Source organism: Pantoea sp. ME81 (assembly GCF_903970985.1).
GTDB classification, from domain to species: Bacteria; Pseudomonadota; Gammaproteobacteria; order Enterobacterales; family Enterobacteriaceae; genus Pantoea; species Pantoea communis.
Genome location: NZ_CAJCKS010000042.1, coordinates 20,021 through 37,941, shown reverse-complemented (window position 1 = coordinate 37,941; position 17,921 = coordinate 20,021). Strand labels below are relative to the sequence as shown.

Here is a 17,921-nt window from a genome sequence, read left to right as displayed (position 1 = left end):
ATCATGTCAGGCGCAGCAGAAGCAATGCCGGTAGCAAGAAAGGCCACCACATTTAGGCGCTGCCAGGTGGCTAAATCATCACGAACAATCAGGGCGATTTTGGTATCAAACATCTGTCACTACTCTCCGATGGGGTCTAAAACAGCATCATCTAAGAGTCGCGGGGGTGGGATATAGAACGTTTGTGCACTGTCGTTGATAGGAGGCCGGTGTCATGCGGTAGGCGCGTTGGAACCAACGCCCTAAATGACTCTGATCGGCAAAACCAACCTGAGCGGCAACCTGCACCGGCTCAATGCCCTGCGCCAGCAACACACGTGCGCTGCGCAACCTCAGTCGTACCAGGTAGGCATGCGGTGACTGACCAAACGCCTGCTTAAACTGACGCGTCAGCTTAAAGCGATCGATGCCCGCCAGCCGTGACAGCTCATCCAGCCCTATATCCTGCGCCATAAAATCGTGCAGATAGTCGCGTAATAGCTGCATGTGCTGCATCGCTGCGCCTGATTGCGCATTGGGTTTGGTTTCAAGATGGCGGGAAAGCATCGTCATCAGATGATCGAGGCTCTGGTCGCGCGCCAGTCGCCCTTCACTGTGATGCACTGAAAACCACGCCTGCTGGATGGCACTGGCCAGCAGCGCATCATCATTTAACGTGTGGCGAAACGCACCTTCGATGTTGGATACATCGCCCAGACCGCGTCGCTGCATCATCTCTGCCACCCAACGCTGCGGCAGATAAAGCATGGTGTAGGTGAAACCCTCTTCGTTAGGCGCGTGGCCGTCATGCACCGCGCCCGGCTCAATCAAAATGGCGCGACCCGGCGTGCTGGTGTGCAAAGCACGATGACAATTAAAACGCTGTAAGCCTTGCTGCGTCACGCCCACCAATAATTCGTCGTGATCGTGAGGATCGTAGGCGTGTCCGCGAAAATGCGCGTTGACGCTTTCGATACCGGTTTCGTCATCGCGACGAAAATCGACCCAATCATTATTGGCTGACATAACGGCGTGCTCAGGCAGTGAGGGAAAGTCAGGCATAGCCTAGCAGCCTGAACCAGAGATAATCCAGTGGTAACAGCAGCAGCACGCTGAAGATAAACACCAGCACGCACAGTTGCAGGCCCGCTTTGGCAGGCACATTACCCAGCCCCATCGCCACCACCACTGGCGAAGCCTGATAAGGCAACAGCGGCGTCGCGTAGGCAAACACCTGCATCATAACGACGCTCATCAGAGAAAAGCCGGATGCGGTTGCCAGCTCTTGCGCGATCGGCGTGACCATCGCTGGCACGCCGTTGGCGGTCAGCACAAAGTTGAGCAGCGAGACCAGCGAGTTAAGCACCGCGAAATTACCAAACGAAGCGTGATCCTGCAGAGGCAGCACGCTGAGCAGCAAATTGGCAATCAGTCGGCCAAGTCCTGAATCCACCACCACTGTCGCCACCCCGAGAATACCCGCGATATAGATACAGGTGCGGAAATTAACCCCGCTGACGAAATCATCTCCTGAAAGAAAGCCAATGCGCGGCAGCAGACAAATACAGGCCGCCGCCAGCCCAACCCATGCGGCAGGCAAGCCGTGCAGGCTATCGGTCATCCACAGCAACAGAGTGATAGCCAACAGGCCCATCAACCGCCATTCGCTGCGGCTGAGCGGCTCAAGTTGATCGCGATGGCGCACGGGCTGAGGTTGCGCGCGGAACAGGAAAAGAATAGCGGCTGCAAGTACCATCCCCTTGCCAATCCCCACCACCGGCATATGCAGCAGCCACCAGGGCAGCCACTGGAGATGGATCTGATAGGCGTTTTCCGCAGCACCGCTCAGCACCAGATTGGGCACGTTAGCCGGTAAGATGCTGGCGGAGAGCTGGAAAGTGCCAAAACCCACCGCCAGCGCCAGACCAATGCTGCCACGGCTCCCGGCTTTAATTCCGGCCCGTTCACCCAACGCCAGCACCACCGGCATCAGCAAAGCGATGCGTCCCATATTGGAAGGCATCACCAATGCCAGCAGATAGGTCAGCACCAGGGTACCAACGACCATGCGCGGCCAGCTCTGACTGAGTGGCACCACCAGATAGTTAGCCCAGCGTTGTGCAAGCCCGACTTTACGGATTGCTGCACCGAGCACAAAACCGCTCAATACCAGCCAGAAGGCTGAAGAGGCAAATCCGCTGAAGATGGTGCTGGCGGGGGCGATGTTGAATAACGTGGCAGCAGCAAAAAAAAGCAGCGCGGTAAGATACTCGGGCAAACGAGCGCTCGCCCACAGCAGAATAGTGATGGCAATAATCAGCGTGGTAAGCCAGAAATGCATATCTGAAGTCACTGACTGAACTCCCTGTCTACGATCCGTCGCACAAAGCTGATAAGCATAGTGCAATCCACGGTGTGCAACGCTGAGTCAGTTAACAGTTTGTTAAATTGCTAGTTGTCCGAGCCAATTAATTAACGCTTCGCTGCCCGGCTGGCTGCGCGAACGCTGCGGCCAGGCAAGAAAATAGGGTTTACTTAACGGCAGGCTTAACGCATCAACCATAACTAAATCGCCTCGTGCCAGCTCTGCAGCGATAAGCCTTTTCTGCCCTAATAACAAACCCGCGCCTGCCACCGCAGCATCGATCGCCAATGAGGTGAGATTGAAGCTTAACGCGGGCTGTGATGCGGGTTCCGCCATCCCTTTGGCCAAATACCAACTTCGCCAGTCAGGCAAAAAGCGCCCTTCGTTGCCCCAATCAAGATGGATCAATGGAGCCTGTTGCAACACGTTTTCTAATGGAAACTGCTGCAACAGCCTGGGACTCACCACGGGCACCACCTCATCCAAAAACAGACGCTGCTTATCAAGCTGGGGATAGCGATCCTCACCAAAGCAAATGACAAAGTCAGCTGGTGTGGCATTAAAATCCACCTGTGCATGGGTGCCGTGTAGCGATAAATCAATGTCGGGACAGTGAACGCGCCACTGCGCAATATTGGGCAGCAGCCACTTCGAGGCTAGCGCGGGCAATGAATAGAGTGTGAGCTTGGGCATCGCCGCCACATGACGCAGGTTTTGCTGACCGAGATGCAAAATATCAAAAGCTTCCGTCACATAGCGCAGATACTCTTTGCCGGTTTCGGTGAGCATGACCCCACTCTGCGTGCGCACAAACAGCGCGCTGCCCAACTGTTCCTCTAGCTGGCGGATCTGCTGACTTACCGCCGCAGGCGTCAGCGCCAGTTGCGCGGCGGCTTTTGCTAAACTGCCCAATTCCGCCGCCACCTTAAATGACTGGATAACGCTGATTTTCGGTAAACGCGGTGACTGTGCGGGCATTAAAGTTTCCTTAGCAGGGCATTAAATTTATATCGTTACGCACTAACATATCAGTGAGTTACAGTCATTACACACCTGTCACAATGAGAACTGCTGCTATGACTGCTCTGATTCGTTTCGATTTGCATCCACTGGCCGACGCCGACTGGCGACGTGAATGCCGTGAACAGCTCAACCAGCATGGCGCGCTGGTTCTGCGTCAGTTTTTACAACCCGACGCGCTGCAAAGCATCATTGCCGAAGGAAACGCTCAGCGCCATCTGGCCTATCACACCCTCAGCAAGCATAACGTCTATCTGATGAAGAAAGACGAGACGTATGACGCTGACCATCCGCGCAATCGTGATGTAATCAGCACTAAAGGCTGTATTACCGACGACGTGATCGCCGCCGAATCGCCGCTGCGCCAGCTGTACAACGACGAACTGTTTAAAAGTTTCCTGTGCGACGTGCTGGGTGAAACCGCGCTCTATCCTTACGCCGATCCGCTCTCTTCCATCAATCTGCATTACGCGCCTGATGGTCAGGAGCTAGGCTGGCACTTCGATAACTCCTCCTTCGCCATCACCCTGCTGGTACAGAAACCCCGCGCCGGCGGCATATTCCAGTATGTGAAGGATTTGCGCGATGCCGATGCGGGAGAGATGAATTTCGAAGGCGTTGCCGCGGTGCTGGATCAGCGCCAGCCGGTGGACGCACTGGCGATTGAAGCGGGTGACTTAGTGCTGTTCCGTGGTCGCAACTCAATGCATCGTGTGACGCCAACCGAAGGCGACATCACACGCATGCTGGCAGTGCTGGCGTATAACACACAGCCTGGCATCGCTCTATCGGAAACGGCGCGTATGACTTTTTATGGTCGGTTGTGATCGGCGTTCAACAAACCTTGCCAGCCGCGTACAAATATCTGCTGGGTCCGAAAAGCCACCAGATCGCGCCAGTCGCGGTCTGCTGGCCAGAAACCTTCCACCAGCTCATGCTTTAAGGCGCGCCCTGACTCACTGGTCGGTTCACCTTGCAGATGCAACCAATGATCGTCACGCACGCGACGATGCATCTCTTCGCCGGGATACGTTCCGCACTCCACCACCAGTGGCAAAATATGCGTCTGCGGCAGTGATTCCAGCAGGAACTGCGACAGATAACCCGTTGCGGTCGCGGTCACTCCGGTGACACTGTCACGACCTGCACCGGTAAACAGTAACGTTAACCACTCGCCATACAGTGATTTTCCCCACTGATGCGCAGCGACTTGCTGCTCAGCAATAGAGAGCAACATTGGATGCCCCCATGCTCCGGCTCCCGTATGCAGATCGAAGCTCAGGATGGTTTTTGCCTGCGATAAATGGTCGGCGATGATGGTTTGCATGGTGCGATAAGACCAGCTCGGTTGCTGTCCACCGTAGAAGAAGCCGTCAGCGAATTGGTATTGCCCGGCCTCCACTACCCGTTTCACCGCCAGCCAACCTGCGCCGTTAAGGGTTTCAGCTAATAGCTCATCAGCTTGAATCCGATCGCCGTGGTAAATCCCGTGCCATGACGGGTAATCCGGGTTGGCAGGTGCAGGCTGAGTGAAATCGATGAAGTTGCGGTTGAGATCGATATTGTCTTCATTCACCCGCCGCAAATGCGCCGCGCCCCAGGGATTCAACAGGTGCAGCAGCACAATCGCGGTGTCATCGGGCAAAGCAGTCAGACTGAAGCGATTGAGCCACTCAATCTGACTGTCCGATCCGTAGTAGCCCTCCACCCCATGCGTGCCCGAGATGATCATCATCAATTTGCTTGCTCCGGGGTCGCCAATGACGGCGACATCGGTATAAAGCGTTTCACCTTGTGGGCCCGGCAGCGGATGCGGGTATGAAGTCAAAGCGCCGTGTTGGCGCTCGACTGCCGCAACAAAACGGGCACGTTGGGACGAGTAATGCGGCAAATCTGACATGCTGTTTCCTGTAAATAAGGGCGCTTACGGATAAACCTTAAACTTGAAGTATTTTTTCGCCAGCTGATCGTAAGTGCCATTGTTGTGCAGTTCGGCCAGCGCATCATTGATTAGTTTCAGATGCACGGTATCGCCCTTACGCAGGCCAATTCCCACACCGTTGCCCAGCAGCTCTTTATCCACCAGCGTGGCTTTGATGACGTAATCTTTGCCTTCCGGCGTATTCAGGAAACCCTGATCCGCAGACACCGCATTCGCCAGAGTGCCATCCAGTCGCCCCGCGACCAGATCGGGATAGATCTCCATCTGGTTCGGATAGGAAACCACATTGACACCCTGTGCCGCCCATTTTGCTTTGGCGTAGGTTTCCTGAATGGTGCCCTGCGCCACGCCGATGTTTTTACCGCGCAGCGTGCTGATATCTTCGGTCAGGGTGCTGCTTTTTGGCGTCAGCAACGCACTCGGCGTGATATACAGCATGTTGCTGAAATCCACCTGCTCACGGCGTTTCTCCGTCATCGACATCGCCGACAGAATCGCATCAAATTTTTTAGCCTGCAGTGCCGGAATACTGCCATCAAAGCCGATCTGCACCCACTGGCATTTGACTTTTGCCTGCGCACAAATGGCGTTGCCCAAATCGATATCAAATCCTTTAAGTGAGCCATCACTGGCCTTAGATTCAAACGGTGGGAAAGTGGGATCAACACCAAAACGCAACGTCTGCTCAGCAAACGATAAGGTGCTGAAAGCGCCCAGTGAAAGCAGTAACGCGAAGGACAAACTCTTTTTCATTGTTATCTCCAGCAGGCAGGTAAATTCACAACGGCATGGAGATTTAATAACATGAGGGAAACATTACCACCACTAAAAAAATGGATTTATGTAGAGTGAATTCTTATATTGATTAATAGGTTAGAGGAATTTCACACCCCATTAAAAATTACTTAATACCCCCTGTCATTCTTTTGTCATAACTCGCTCACCCTGCTGTCAGCGCCGCTTTCATATCCTGTGCCCGAACCTTCCTTATCTGGAGCACAAACATGAAACTGAAAAAACTGACGTTAGCAGCGGGCATTTTATTGGCGATGGCAGGCGGCGCGGCGCAAGCCAAAGCGCAGCCGGTGAAGAATATTGTGTTAGTACACGGTGCATTTGTGGGTGGTGCAGGATGGCGTCCGGTGTATGACCGCCTGACGCACGATGGCTATAAAGTGACGCTGGTGCAGGAGCCGCTGACCGGTTTCCCGGAAGATCTCACGGCGACACGCCGCATCATCGATCAGCAGAATGGACCGGTGATTCTGGTCGGCCACAGTTATGGTGGCGCGATCATCACCGAAGCCGGAAATGACAGCAAGGTGGTGGGTCTGGTGTATATCGCCGCACACGCGCTGGATAACGGCGAAACCGAAGCCATCAACGGCAAGAAGTTCCCGAACAGCGCGCATCCGTTTGCCAAATCGACTGATGGCTACCTGACCATCGCGCCAGAAAATTATCACAGCGATTTCGCTGCGGATTTACCGGCGGCGCAGGCGGATTTTGAAGCGCATGCGCAGATGCCAACCAACGCCGCTGTGTTCACCGCCAACATTCCAGACCCGGCGTGGAAGACCAAGCCTAGCTGGTACATGGTAGCGAAAGCTGACAAAATCATTAACCCTGATCTGGAGCGGATGTACGCCAAACGCGCGCATAGCCACACGGTTGAAGTCGCCGGCGCCAGCCACTCGGTGTATGAATCTCATCCTGATGATGTGGTGAAACTGATTGAACAGGCCGCTCAGCAGGCGCAGCCCTAATCCACTTGTCCCGCCCGGAGATGCGCATGAAAATTTTGGTGATTGAAGATGAAGCCAAAGCGCGCGATTACATGCGCAAAGGATTAACCGAAGCGGGATTCATCGTGGATGTGGCCGAGAATGGGCAAGATGGTTTGTTCTATGCACAGGAGCACCATTACGATCTGATCTTACTCGACGTAATGATGCCCGGCATGAGCGGCTGGGAGGTGATGGCCGCGCTGGATAAACAGATCCAGACGCCGGTAATTTTCCTTACGGCTAAAGGCACGCTGGAAGATCGCATCAAAGGATTGGAACTGGGCGCGGATGACTACCTGGTGAAGCCCTTCTCGTTCGCCGAACTGCTGGCACGCGTCCGCACGCAGTTGCGGCGCGGCGGTCAGCAAAAACTTCCCGATGTGCTGACCCTGGCCGACCTGCAACTCGATATCCTTAAACGTCGTGTGGAGCGCGCGGGACAACGTATCGACCTCACCAACAAAGAGTTCAACCTGCTGCATCTGTTTATGCTGCATCCCGGTGAAGTGCTGACGCGCACGGTAATCGCCTCACGCGTGTGGGACATGAATTTTGATAGCGATACCAACGTGGTGGATGTGGCGGTGAAACGCCTGCGCCAGAAGATCGATGGTCCCTTTGCCCATCCGTTGATTCATACCGTGCACGGCGTTGGGTATCGCTGCGAAGCTGAAACATGAAAAAACTCTCGCTTGCCACTCGCTTATCACTACTGCTCAGCACCGCAGTGATTGTGATTTTTGCCCTGAGCGGCTTTGCGCTGTATCAATCTCTGGCGAAGCAGATTGGCGTGCGTGATGACGCCGCGCTGCTGACGCGCATTGATCAGATTCGTACGCTGCTGCGCGATGAAGACGCCATTACGCTGATTCAGCAAAAACCGCGCCTGTTTGCCAATATGCTGGGCAATACAGAATCCTTGTTAGTGCTGCGCTTTCCAGGTCAACCGCCGCTGATTGTGGTCAATCCCGGCGCACGGCCGATGCCCGACATCACGCCCGTGCCCGCCGATCAGCCATTAAGTCTGGCCTCTGTACATCATCAGCAGGCGCAGGATGGTACGCCCTTTATCTCCGCCGCCGCCTTAGCGCCGACGCGTGATGGTAATGGGCAAATTGAGATCATCACCGGCCGCCTGATGAGCGACCGTACCCAAACGCTGAACAGCTATCGCGACCAGATTATTGTCTCGACCGCACTGGCTGCGCTGCTGGTCGCGGCACTCAGTATCTGGCTGGTGCGTCGCGGCTTGTTGCCATTACGTCGGCTGGCAGCGGAAACTGATGCCATAGACGTGCGGCGTTTATCGCACCGTATCCAGTTCAGCGATGCCCCGACAGAACTGCAACCGCTGGTCGCTGCCTTCAACCAGATGCTCAATCGTCTCGAACAGGGCTACCAGCAACTCAGCCAGGTTTCCGCCGATATGGCGCACGACCTGCGCACGCCGATTGGCACCTTGATCGGTCAGACCGAGGTGGCGCTGAGCCAGCCGCGCAGCGTGGGCGATTATCAGGCACTGCTGGGCTCCAACTACGAGGAACTGGAGCGATTGGCGAAAATGATCGATAACATGCTGTTCCTCGCTAAAGCGGAAGACGCCAGCCAGGCGATGGATTGGCAAACCATCGATTTGGCACAGCTTGGCGAGAAGTTGCAGGACTATTTTGATGGCATGGCCGAGGAGCACGCCATGCAGTTGGAGATGCGCATGCAAGGAGAATTGCGCGCCGATCCGCAGCTGCTGCAACGGGCACTGGCGAATCTGATGGCGAATGCCTTGCGCTATGGCGAGCGGGATACCACCATTCGCGTGTTAAGTGCGGTGCGCGATCAGGGAATCGAGTTGGTGGTGGAGAATCAAGGCACGACGTTGAGTGCGGAACAGCAGTCACGCATGTTTGATCGCTTCTGGCGTGCCGATGCATCTCGACATCAAAGCAGTAGCGGACTGGGGTTGTCGATTGTACGCAGCATCATGCGCTTGCATCACGGCAGCTGTGCGGTGAGCAGTGAGAACGGGGTGAACCGGTTTAGTTTGCTGTTTCCAGATTGAGTGATGCCATGGCGGGCAGCCCGATAATGAAAGGTGCGCATGCATGCGCACCTTGATGGAGACCAAATCAAATAAAGGTGAAAATCTCTTCGCGCGGCAAACGTGATTTTGGCAATGCCGCATTGAAATCTTCGTCGCTGCGATAGCCCAACGATACCAGTACCACGCTGGTAAAGCCTTTCTCACGCAGGCCTAACGCCTGATCCAGCGCTCGCTGATCAAAACCTTCCATCGGCGTCGCATCAATCCCTAACATCGCGGCACCTAGCAGCAGACCACCGAGCGCCAGGTAAACCTGTTTCTCCATCCACTGCGGGATATCACGCTGCTCGTAACGGTGCATATTGACATAGCCACGACGGCTCTTATCCTGACCGGCTTTGCCTTCTGGTTTGGCAAAACGCCCATCCTGCTCTTCCTGCGCCAGCACGTTTTGCAGATGCGCGTCATCCAGATCGGTGCGCATGCACAGCGCGATAACATGGGAAGCATTCAGTACTTTTGGGCCGTTATAAACAAAGGCGCCGGTAGTGGATTGCGCGATCTGCTCACGACCTTCTGGCGTGGAAGCGACCACAAAATGCCACGGCTGAGAGTTGACGGATGACGGGCTGTTACGCAGCACGTTCAGCAATGTTTCGATCTCTTCCTGCGGCAAGCTTTTACCGCTGGCGAAGGCTTTTACAGTGTGGCGACGAGCCACTGCGTCATTAAGTGTCATGGCAATCTCCTGAATCGATTATTTTAAAAGTGCCGTTACCTTAACCGCCGCGCTTACACGGCGGTTAACGAATTGTGTTTCAAAGGGTTAAAAGCCGCTCAGCACGATCTTGCCGCGTGCACGACCGCTCTCGATCAGCGCATGGGCTTTGCGCAGATTGGCCGCGTTGATGGTGCCGTGATGTTCGCCTGCCGTAGTTTGCAGCGTCTGGTCATCAATTAGCTGGCTTACGCGCTCTAAAATATCGTGCTGACGCTGCATGTCGCGGGTCTGGAACAGTGAACGGGTAAACATCAGCTCCCAGTGTAGCGAGATGGCTTTGCGTTTCAGCGGCACCACGTCCAGCGTTTCCGGATCATCGATCAGCGCCAGCTTGCCCTGTGGGGCCAGCACATCCACCAGCTGGGTGTAATAGCTGTCGGTGTGCGTCAATGAAGCCACATAGCGCACCTGCGGGTGGCCAATGGCCGCCAGCTGTTCGCCCAGCGGCTGCTGGTGATTAACCACATGATGTGCACCCAGAGAACGCACCCAATCCGCGGTTTCGGGACGCGATGCGGTGCCAATCACCGTGAGGTTGGTCAGCTTGCGCGCCAGCTGCGTCAGGATCGATCCCACACCGCCGCCTGCTCCAATAATCAACATTGCAGCATTGTCATCCGTCTGCACTTCCAGACGATCAAACAGCAATTCCCACGCGGTGAGTGATGTCAGCGGCAACGCGGCGGCATCGGCTTCATTCAGCGTACGGGGTTTATGTCCGGCAATGCGTTCATCCACCAGACCATACTCGGCATAACTGCCCGCGCGCGTAATATCGCCCGCGTAAAACACTTCATCGCCCGGCTGGAACAGCGTGACCGCCTCGCCCACCGCTTCCACCACACCAACCGCATCCCAACCCAGAATACGCGGTTTATCGGTTGGCGCGCCGTTACGCACTTTGGTGTCTACCGGATTTACGGCAATCGCGTGGATCTTTACCAGCAGGTCACGCGCGCCCGGCTGCGGTTGGGCGACATCCAGTTCGTACAGCGCATTTTCATCGGAAATCGGTAAACCGTTTTGGCTATAAACTATCGCTTTCATCAAGCCGTTCCTCAATTCATCAGGGTGTTAGGTAAGTTGAGCTCAGCATAGCGGCCTGCACGCTGAGGAAAAATGCCGATTGCACAGCAACACTTTCACTCTTAGAGTGAAAATCCCTGCCTGTTTTGACGATGAGTAAGAAAATGATCCGACTGGAAGATGTCACGCTGTTTGTGCGGTCGGCGGCACTGGGCAGCTTTTCGCGCGCGGCCCGTGAAGTGAATTTACTGCCCGGCCAAGTAAGCGCCGCGATCCAACGTCTGGAGCGTGAACTGGATCGTCGCCTGTTTGCACGGTCTACTCGCAGCCTGCGTTTGACCGCCGAGGGTGAAAAGTATCTGCCTTACGCACAGGAGATGCTGGCCCTGATGCAAGCGGGTGCCGATAGCCTGCAAAGTCACGAAGACGCACTGAGCGGTGAGCTTAAAATCGCGATGCCTTCCGATATTGGCCGCAATATCCTTTTGCCGCTGATCACCGAATTTTGCTGTGAGCACCCTGCCTTGTCGGTCCGGTTATCGTTATCCGACCAAATCAGTGATGTGTTCCGCGATCCGGTCGATATCGCCATTCGTTACGGCAAACTGGAAGACAGCAGTTACGTGGCATTGCCGCTGGCCGAGGACAATCGCCGCATCATGGTGGCTTCACCAGCCTATCTCGACCAACACGGACGCCCGCAGAAGCTGGAGGATTTGGCCCAGCATCACTGCCTGCCGTTTGTGATGGGCGGCCACGTCTATGACAAGTGGACGTTCCCGCAGGAAGGTATGCGCCGACAAATCACGGTGAAAAGTCGCTTATTGTGTGATGACGCCGAAGTGGCGCGCCGTTGGGCTATCGATGGCATGGGCATCGCGTATAAATCCTGGATTGATGTCTGTGAAGACATTCAACAGCGCCGCCTGGAACGGGTGCTGCCTGAGATCCCCGGCGAAAGCACGCCGCTGCATTTAATCTGCCCGCATCGTAAACAGTTTTCCCCCGCAATTCGGGCGCTACATGGCGTATTGCGGGCGCATTTGCGTGCGATGACCGCGCAACTTTGATAGCTGTAAATGTGCAGAGCTTATGCGAACTTGCGGTTTTGATTGCCTCCTGAGCGGCTTTATCATTTTAAAAAATTGATAACACCTTCAGGGACTCACATGCGCAACATCACAAAGACAATACTTGCTTCACTGCTTTTCTCCTCACTGCTTGCCAGCGCCAATGCCGAAGAGACACTTCGCATCGGCTATCAAAAATCTTCCACCTTGCTGACGTTGATAAAGCAGCGTGGCGATCTGGATAAGGCGCTCGCCGACCGTGGCATTAAAGTGACCTGGCACGAGTTCACCAGCGGATTGCCGCTGCTGGAAGCACTGAATCTCAACAACGTTGACCTCTCTGCTGACGTGGCCGATACCGTGCCGGTGTTCGCGCAAGCGGCTGGCGCTGACCTAACGTATTACGCGCGCGAAACCCCCTCGCCTGAAGCTCAGGCCATTCTGGTGCCCGCCAACTCCAGCATCAAATCGCTGCAGGATTTAAAAGGTAAAAAAATTGCCGTCACTAAAGCCGCAGGCAGCCATTATCTGCTGATCGCCGCGTTGCAAAAGGCGGGACTGAAATTCAGCGATGTCACACCTGCATGGCTGACACCTGCCGATGGACGTGCCGCGCTGGAACATGGCAGCGTTGATGCGTGGGTGACCTGGGAACCCTTTGTCACCAGCTCGAAAGTCGAGCAGCACACGCGCGTGCTGGTGAGCGGCAAAGGTCTCGCCAGTTATCAGCGCTACTATCTGGTGTCGACGCCTTATGCGCAGAAGCATCCTGAGGTGCTGGGCATTGTGTATAAGACGCTGGATCAGGAAGCACAATGGCTGAAAGCACATCCAACGGATGCAGCCAAGATTCTCTCCCCGCTGTGGGGTAATTTGCCGCTCGCCACGGTGGAACAAGCGAACCAGCAACGCAGCTATCAGATCGAGCCAGTGAACAAGAGCGATCTGGCTGAGCAGCAAAAGATTGCGGATGCGTTTTATCAGGCGAAGCTGCTGCCGAAAGCGATTAATGCGCAGGATGTGGGCACCTGGCAGCCGCAGGCGAAGTAGCCGCCCTGCCAGAGAATGAGTTGATTAAGCCGGTTGGCATCGGGCATGTCCGTAAATCGCATTGAAGCTTTGCCCGCGAATGCCGATAGACGTATCAGGCTTTCTCAAAGCCGTTTCCGCCCCCCATTAGTCGTTTTAAAGGAGAGCAAGATGGATGTATCACAGATTACTTCACTGGCTATCGGTCTGGATAATATGGACCTCAGCAGTAAGGTGAGCACAATGGTACTGAAAAAGACCCTGGATAATCAGCAGTCGATGGCAGCTGGAATTCTTAATTCGATTCCGCAACTGCCTGCCAATCCCCTTGTTGGCCGCAACATCAATACCACCGCATAAACTCACGCTGCATCGTTGCACTCACTGAACGACCTCTGATAGCGTGTATTTTTAACCACTCCCTACTCCAGGGAGTGGTCGACACGCTAATCAGGGACGTTTCGTGACGATTTTCTTTCCGCTTATCTATCTGTCTGCCGGATGGTTGCTGGGTAAAACTGCCTGGGATTGCAAAACGGCTGCGTCATGGATATTGACGCGTATCGCTATTCCCATCGTGATCATTTTTAATATATCGACCCGCTTTCACAGCATGAGCACCATTATTATTGCCACCGCGATATCCATGATGGTGCTGCTGCTGGCAGGTCGCTATGTTTTTGCTGACCCAATAAAAAACCTCTGTTTCAGCTATCTCAATATCGGCTGGCTGGGTCTGCCCGTCGCCAGCGTGCTATTCGGCAATGATGCTGCGACCATTATCATTGCCGCCTACGTCGGCAGCTCAATTGTCGGAAACTCGCTGGGCGCAGGCATGCTCTCCGGCGAGAAATTTAATCCAATCACGTTGATGCGCACCGCGCCCGTCATCGCTCTGATGATCGGCGTAGCATTGATTCCGCTGAGTGATTCGGTGGCTCTTCACTTTGATAGCCTGTATCAAATTGCCAAATTTATGATGAGTTTTCTTGGCATGGCCGTTTTAGGAATTTGGCTTTCAAAGACAACAATATCGATGCGCGATTTTCGACTCGAACTGCGTCCGTTTATCACTCGCTCAATAGTTTTTGCTGTGCTGATTTCGTTGCTGCTGCTAATAGCCAATCAGTCCAACGCGTCACTTATTACGCAAAATCCGGCAACGCTATATCTTTTATGCCTGCTTCCCCCGGCAGCCAATATCATCGTGCTTGAGACGCATTATCTGGGCACCGGAAATTCAGCGCGGGCGATTTCATGTGGGACTTGCATCAGTATTGTGGCGATAGCGCTTTATTCTGCTGCTGTTTTGGGTGGCAGAGCGTTAGGGATATGGGGTTGAAGAGATGTTTGAACAGGTTAACCTGATGCTCTTTAGACACTCATTTATCGTTTGTCGCGGCATGAGCGAACAGGTTGCGCGGCATCAACTTTAGGTCGAGCTATTTAAAAGGACATAAGCAATGACCGTTAAGCATGAACCCTACTGGAACCGGATGGTGCCCGAACTGACCGTGACCGACTTTACTGCCTCACTGCATTTTTACACTGAAGTATTGGGATTCCAGATTATGGTCAGACGAAGCGATCCCGAATTTGCCTATATCAACCTCGGTGAAGCACAGTTGATGCTTGAGCAGTATCACGCCGAAGGCTGGAATACCGCAGAACTCGTCAAACCGCTGGGGCGCGGCGTGAATTTCCAGATTGAGGTAGATGATATTGCCTGTGTGCTGGCGCGGGTGAGGAAACATGGCGTGCCGCTGTATCGGGAGCTGGGTGAAAACACTTATCGGATTGGAGAAACCACGGCTTGCCAGAGAGAGTTCCTCGTCCAGGATCCGGATGGCTATCTTTTGCGTTTTAGCCAGTTTGTTGAGTGAGGGTGATTGTTGATGTTGGGGGTGGCTTTGGGGATTTGGATTCATGGGGCTGGGGATCCACTTTGAAAGAGGATCGGACTCTTTTATCCATTTCTACTATCGTGGCTTACGAAATTGAGCTTACGGTGTCTCTCGGTAGAAAATAGTGAGAAACTGCTATTAATTTTTTATCTCAACCTGCCCTATGGGAAGCAAATTCGATTAAGGAGGAATGAATGTCACATTCATCATCAAGAAGAAAAGTGTTAGACACAGAAGGCCTCCTTGCTCATAGATCGTCACATGCACGGAGTTGTGCTAACCATGTTGCGAATAGATTAGGTATCACCCGAAGCGAGCTATTGATGAAAGTTGAGAAAGATTCAGGAGCAAGTTTGGTGTCACCGCTTACAGAAGATGAGTTGATGAAAGCTTTTCATTATATGGAAAACCTTTAAAAACGACTGTTAAGAGCGAGAAGCGGACGTCAAAATGATGGCGACCGGAAAGTTCTGCCACATTAGACATCACCCCTTGTGGCGAATCATGCCCCATACGCCTATATAATCAGAAACCTAATTGGAAATGAGGGCACTATGTACATCTCGATCAGAAAATTACTGCCGCTTGAATGGGATCATGCTTACAGTCTGATTTCACAGCTCCGGAATATTTCCAAAGAGAAGTTTATTGAAAGCGTTAGAATTCAGACCATGAACGGTTATGAGCTTGTTGGCGCATTTGGCGATGAGAAAATGCTTGGCCTGATGGGCTTCCGCCCCGTTCATACTCTGGCCAGAGGATCACATCTCCATATTGATGATTTGGTCGTAGATGAGGCATCAAGAAGTTCGGGGATAGGGAAAAAACTGTTGGATTTTGCCACCACTGAATCAGAAAGCAGGGATATGAATTTCGTGTTTCTTGATGCCCGACAGCAGGCGATACCATTTTATGAACGTAATGGTTTTGTGGCTCACACTTCACCTTCAATGAAAAAGCCTCTCCGATAAACCAAAGAGCCTGTAACTGAGTGTTTCACAGGTTTGCTATCATTAATGCGCGGGCATTCTGATTATCATAAGAGTTCGGCTACGCGCCGGACTTGCGCAGCCTCAGAGATGTCAGGGCTGCGCGTTCTGGTAGAGATCCCAGCGTTTGCCTGGCTGCGGCGTGTCCTTAACCTAGGTAAAGCCCAGCTTTTCGGTGTAATACTCAATCGCGCGGTCGTAGTCATCGACCACTATCGCTACGTATCCCATGCATCGCTTTTGCGTTCTCATTTCTGCTCCGTCAGGTTTTAGGCACAACAGCCCGGACACTCTCTTTTATCATAACAGTGCTGACTCGGCCTCTCCTGGAGCTATAGCAAACTGAAGTTACATAAGCTCTTTGTACATAAAAATACTCAACGGATCTGGCGCATACGGAGGGAATGCATCGCATATCTCGTAACCGCATCTACGATAAAGTCTTATAGCCGGCTGCTGGTAAATCCCTGTTTCAAGACGTAGTACGCGCGTACTCCTTTCTGAAGCAATCGACTCGATTGCACTGACTATTTGCTCTCCGAGCTTCCTGCCCCGGTATTCCGGCCGAATATAAACCCGCTTAATCTCGGCTGAGCCGTCAGCCTGAAATAGTAAAGCACCACAACCCGCAGGTAGGCCATCATGGTCGTTTACAATAATGCACCGGAGCTGCTCGTTACTGACTGTTGAAAAATCCAGACAGTGATTACTTTCTGCCGGATACAGCTGGCTTTGAAAGGCATCGAGCTCGCTGACCAGCAAGGCCAGATCAGAATTACTTGTATCTACTTCTGAAATGCTGAACATTTGCTATCCTCGATTCATTTTTAACTAATGAATCTAACATAATGTTCCATCAGTGACGGCTTCCAATATTTAATATAGAAATTCGTTTGCAACGTCTGCTTCTGGCACTAGGCTGCCGAAACCTCTAAAAACATTGTGCCCGCTACAGCTCCCCACCGATTGGGCCATAGCCTGACTGCACGCGATTTTTAATATCCTCCCACGTATATCCTTTACTCAGAGTGTTAATTAGAACAGCGTTCAACACATCAGACCGACAGGAAGGCTTTAGATGAAGGGATTTAGCGCCTACATGCTGTTTCAACTTGCCCTCAGGCTGCTGCGTTGATGCTGTAGATTGCCCTTGTGATCTAAGGCTAGCAGGGGCGTAAGCCCGATCAACACCGCCGAATCTCGTTAGCACGTTTCGGGCCATAGCTCATTGTTCACCCGGTGTTAACTGCCGCCAATGAGATGAGGACAGCGTAGGTTGGCATCCCAGTTGGGTTTGAGTTCGTCCTTAAACTCATTGAATACCTTGCTCGGGTCGGTATTCACAGTAATGCTGTAGTTCGCAGGAATTTCACGGGCACCATAGTTTAAGGCTACATAATAACGCTTGCCAGGCTGTGGAATCAGGGGGATCCATTGGATCTCGGTGTAACCGTCATGGTTATATTTCATATCGCCATCAATCTTAGCGAATTTACCGCCGCCGTGGATTTGCTGGAATGCAACTAGTTTTCCCGGTGGGATCTTGCGTGAAATCACGCTACCTTCAGCACCGAATACGCTGGAATCCAGCTCATAACGTTCGGTTCTGTCATAACATGCCCCCTTCTTCTCATAAAAGGAGACATAAAGCGTACCAATCTCACCTTTTCTGTGCTGTACGACTAACGTAGCGGCATCTTTCCCGGAATAATCTTTGTAATTGAGCGGTAGTAATGCGCTGCAGCCGGACAGTGTTGGCACAGATATTATCATAGCAGCCAACGGTAGAACTTTTATTATGTTTAACAGCATACCAATTATTTCCCTTTAGTAAGATGGTGCTGTTATCGGCAATCCCAGGTAATACTTCAGATTATGATCTTTAAATGACTCTCTGTTGCTCATTGTTTAATAGATATCACAGCAAGATCATGCCAGATGGGTATGCCGTCATCGAATGTTAAAACTTCCTACATTTCAACTGGTTTCAG

Annotated in this window: 21 protein-coding genes and 1 pseudogene; 11 read left to right on the top strand and 11 right to left on the bottom strand. The window is 53.0% G+C overall.

From position 1 onward, the window contains the following. The 4 genes from H7A81_RS10350 to H7A81_RS10335 all read right to left on the bottom strand — a co-directional run. Positions 1-113: DUF2000 family protein (locus H7A81_RS10350; RefSeq protein WP_182057423.1), on the bottom strand; the 113-nt coding region annotated here is incomplete at its 3' end. A gap of 34 nt (positions 114-147) precedes the next feature. Further along, positions 148-1,005, bottom strand: coding sequence for an AraC family transcriptional regulator (locus H7A81_RS10345; protein WP_182057422.1), 858 nt, complete (start codon positions 1,003-1,005; stop codon positions 148-150). A gap of 28 nt (positions 1,006-1,033) precedes the next feature. Continuing rightward, the gene (locus H7A81_RS10340; protein WP_182057426.1) at positions 1,034-2,320 is read right to left on the bottom strand and encodes an SLC13 family permease; all 1,287 of its coding nucleotides are present in this window, start codon (positions 2,318-2,320) and stop codon (positions 1,034-1,036) included. A 102-nt stretch (positions 2,321-2,422) separates the two neighbouring features. After that, entirely contained in the window at positions 2,423-3,322 is a 900-nt protein-coding gene (locus tag H7A81_RS10335) for a LysR substrate-binding domain-containing protein (protein ID WP_058960286.1), read from the bottom strand. Positions 3,323-3,420: 98 nt separating this feature from the next. Here H7A81_RS10335 and H7A81_RS10330 point away from each other — a divergent pair, with 98 nt between their 5' ends. Next, complete coding sequence (locus H7A81_RS10330) at positions 3,421-4,191, top strand: 2OG-Fe(II) oxygenase (RefSeq protein WP_182057421.1); 771 nt, start codon at positions 3,421-3,423, stop codon at positions 4,189-4,191. Here H7A81_RS10330 and H7A81_RS10325 read toward each other — a convergent pair. Both H7A81_RS10325 and H7A81_RS10320 read right to left on the bottom strand, forming a co-directional pair. Next, entirely contained in the window at positions 4,176-5,264 is a 1,089-nt protein-coding gene (locus H7A81_RS10325) for a DUF2817 domain-containing protein (protein ID WP_182057420.1), read from the bottom strand. The genes H7A81_RS10330 and H7A81_RS10325 overlap by 16 nt on opposite strands. Before the next feature lie 24 nt (positions 5,265-5,288). Then, on the bottom strand, positions 5,289-6,059 hold the full coding sequence (locus H7A81_RS10320; protein WP_058960289.1) for a transporter substrate-binding domain-containing protein: 771 nt from the start codon (positions 6,057-6,059) through the stop codon (positions 5,289-5,291). Positions 6,060-6,310: 251 nt separating this feature from the next. On the opposite strand from H7A81_RS10320, the gene H7A81_RS10315 reads away from it, so the two are divergent. The 3 genes from H7A81_RS10315 to H7A81_RS10305 are packed head-to-tail and all read left to right on the top strand — an operon-like array spanning position 6,311 to position 9,149. Next, positions 6,311-7,072 (top strand): alpha/beta hydrolase, encoded by a 762-nt coding sequence (locus H7A81_RS10315; RefSeq protein WP_182057419.1) that lies wholly within the window; start codon positions 6,311-6,313, stop codon positions 7,070-7,072. 26 nt (positions 7,073-7,098) lie between these two features. Beyond that, complete coding sequence (locus H7A81_RS10310; protein WP_182057418.1) at positions 7,099-7,773, top strand: heavy metal response regulator transcription factor; 675 nt, start codon at positions 7,099-7,101, stop codon at positions 7,771-7,773. After that, positions 7,770-9,149: a heavy metal sensor histidine kinase gene (locus tag H7A81_RS10305; protein WP_182057417.1), complete on the top strand. Its 1,380-nt coding sequence runs from the start codon at positions 7,770-7,772 to the stop codon at positions 9,147-9,149. Before H7A81_RS10310 ends, H7A81_RS10305 begins: the two co-directional genes overlap by 4 nt. A 67-nt stretch (positions 9,150-9,216) precedes the next feature. Here the strand turns inward: H7A81_RS10305 and nfsB are convergent, their stop codons facing one another. Both nfsB and H7A81_RS10295 read right to left on the bottom strand, forming a co-directional pair. Next, a complete protein-coding gene (nfsB, locus tag H7A81_RS10300; RefSeq protein WP_182057416.1) occupies positions 9,217-9,870 on the bottom strand; it encodes an oxygen-insensitive NAD(P)H nitroreductase in 654 nt (217 codons plus the stop codon). Between the two features lie 87 nt (positions 9,871-9,957). Next, positions 9,958-10,959 carry a zinc-binding alcohol dehydrogenase family protein gene (locus H7A81_RS10295; RefSeq protein WP_182057415.1) on the bottom strand — a complete coding sequence of 334 codons (1,002 nt, stop codon included), beginning with the start codon at positions 10,957-10,959 and terminating at the stop codon, positions 9,958-9,960. Between the two features lie 143 nt (positions 10,960-11,102). Between H7A81_RS10295 and H7A81_RS10290 the strand changes: the two genes are divergently transcribed. The 7 genes from H7A81_RS10290 to H7A81_RS10260 all read left to right on the top strand — a co-directional run bounded on the left by H7A81_RS10290 (position 11,103) and on the right by H7A81_RS10260 (position 15,912). Then, the gene (locus H7A81_RS10290; RefSeq protein ID WP_182057425.1) at positions 11,103-12,008 is read left to right on the top strand and encodes a LysR family transcriptional regulator; all 906 of its coding nucleotides are present in this window, start codon (positions 11,103-11,105) and stop codon (positions 12,006-12,008) included. Between the two features lie 99 nt (positions 12,009-12,107). Then, on the top strand, positions 12,108-13,058 hold the full coding sequence (locus H7A81_RS10285; RefSeq protein WP_182057414.1) for an aliphatic sulfonate ABC transporter substrate-binding protein: 951 nt from the start codon (positions 12,108-12,110) through the stop codon (positions 13,056-13,058). A 150-nt stretch (positions 13,059-13,208) separates the two neighbouring features. Next, positions 13,209-13,397, top strand: coding sequence for a YjfB family protein (locus tag H7A81_RS10280; RefSeq protein ID WP_182057413.1), 189 nt, complete (start codon positions 13,209-13,211; stop codon positions 13,395-13,397). A gap of 103 nt (positions 13,398-13,500) precedes the next feature. Beyond that, complete coding sequence (locus H7A81_RS10275) at positions 13,501-14,379, top strand: permease (protein ID WP_182057412.1); 879 nt, start codon at positions 13,501-13,503, stop codon at positions 14,377-14,379. Between the two features lie 121 nt (positions 14,380-14,500). After that, on the top strand, positions 14,501-14,920 hold the full coding sequence (locus tag H7A81_RS10270) for a VOC family protein (protein ID WP_255478939.1): 420 nt from the start codon (positions 14,501-14,503) through the stop codon (positions 14,918-14,920). A 215-nt stretch (positions 14,921-15,135) separates the two neighbouring features. Then, on the top strand, positions 15,136-15,357 hold the full coding sequence (locus tag H7A81_RS10265; RefSeq protein ID WP_182057411.1) for a hypothetical protein: 222 nt from the start codon (positions 15,136-15,138) through the stop codon (positions 15,355-15,357). A gap of 138 nt (positions 15,358-15,495) precedes the next feature. Then, entirely contained in the window at positions 15,496-15,912 is a 417-nt protein-coding gene (locus H7A81_RS10260) for a GNAT family N-acetyltransferase (RefSeq protein WP_160867112.1), read from the top strand. Positions 15,913-16,086: 174 nt separating this feature from the next. Here the strand turns inward: H7A81_RS10260 and H7A81_RS10255 are convergent. The 3 genes and pseudogenes from H7A81_RS10255 to H7A81_RS10245 form a co-directional block, all read right to left on the bottom strand. Beyond that, positions 16,087-16,182 (bottom strand): annotated as a pseudogene (locus tag H7A81_RS10255) (VOC family protein); the annotation flags it as partial. A gap of 96 nt (positions 16,183-16,278) precedes the next feature. Beyond that, positions 16,279-16,737 (bottom strand): GNAT family N-acetyltransferase, encoded by a 459-nt coding sequence (locus H7A81_RS10250; protein WP_182057410.1) that lies wholly within the window; start codon positions 16,735-16,737, stop codon positions 16,279-16,281. Positions 16,738-17,172: 435 nt separating this feature from the next. Then, positions 17,173-17,742 carry a hypothetical protein gene (locus tag H7A81_RS10245; RefSeq protein WP_160834364.1) on the bottom strand — a complete coding sequence of 190 codons (570 nt, stop codon included), beginning with the start codon at positions 17,740-17,742 and terminating at the stop codon, positions 17,173-17,175. Positions 17,743-17,921 lie beyond the last annotated feature (179 nt).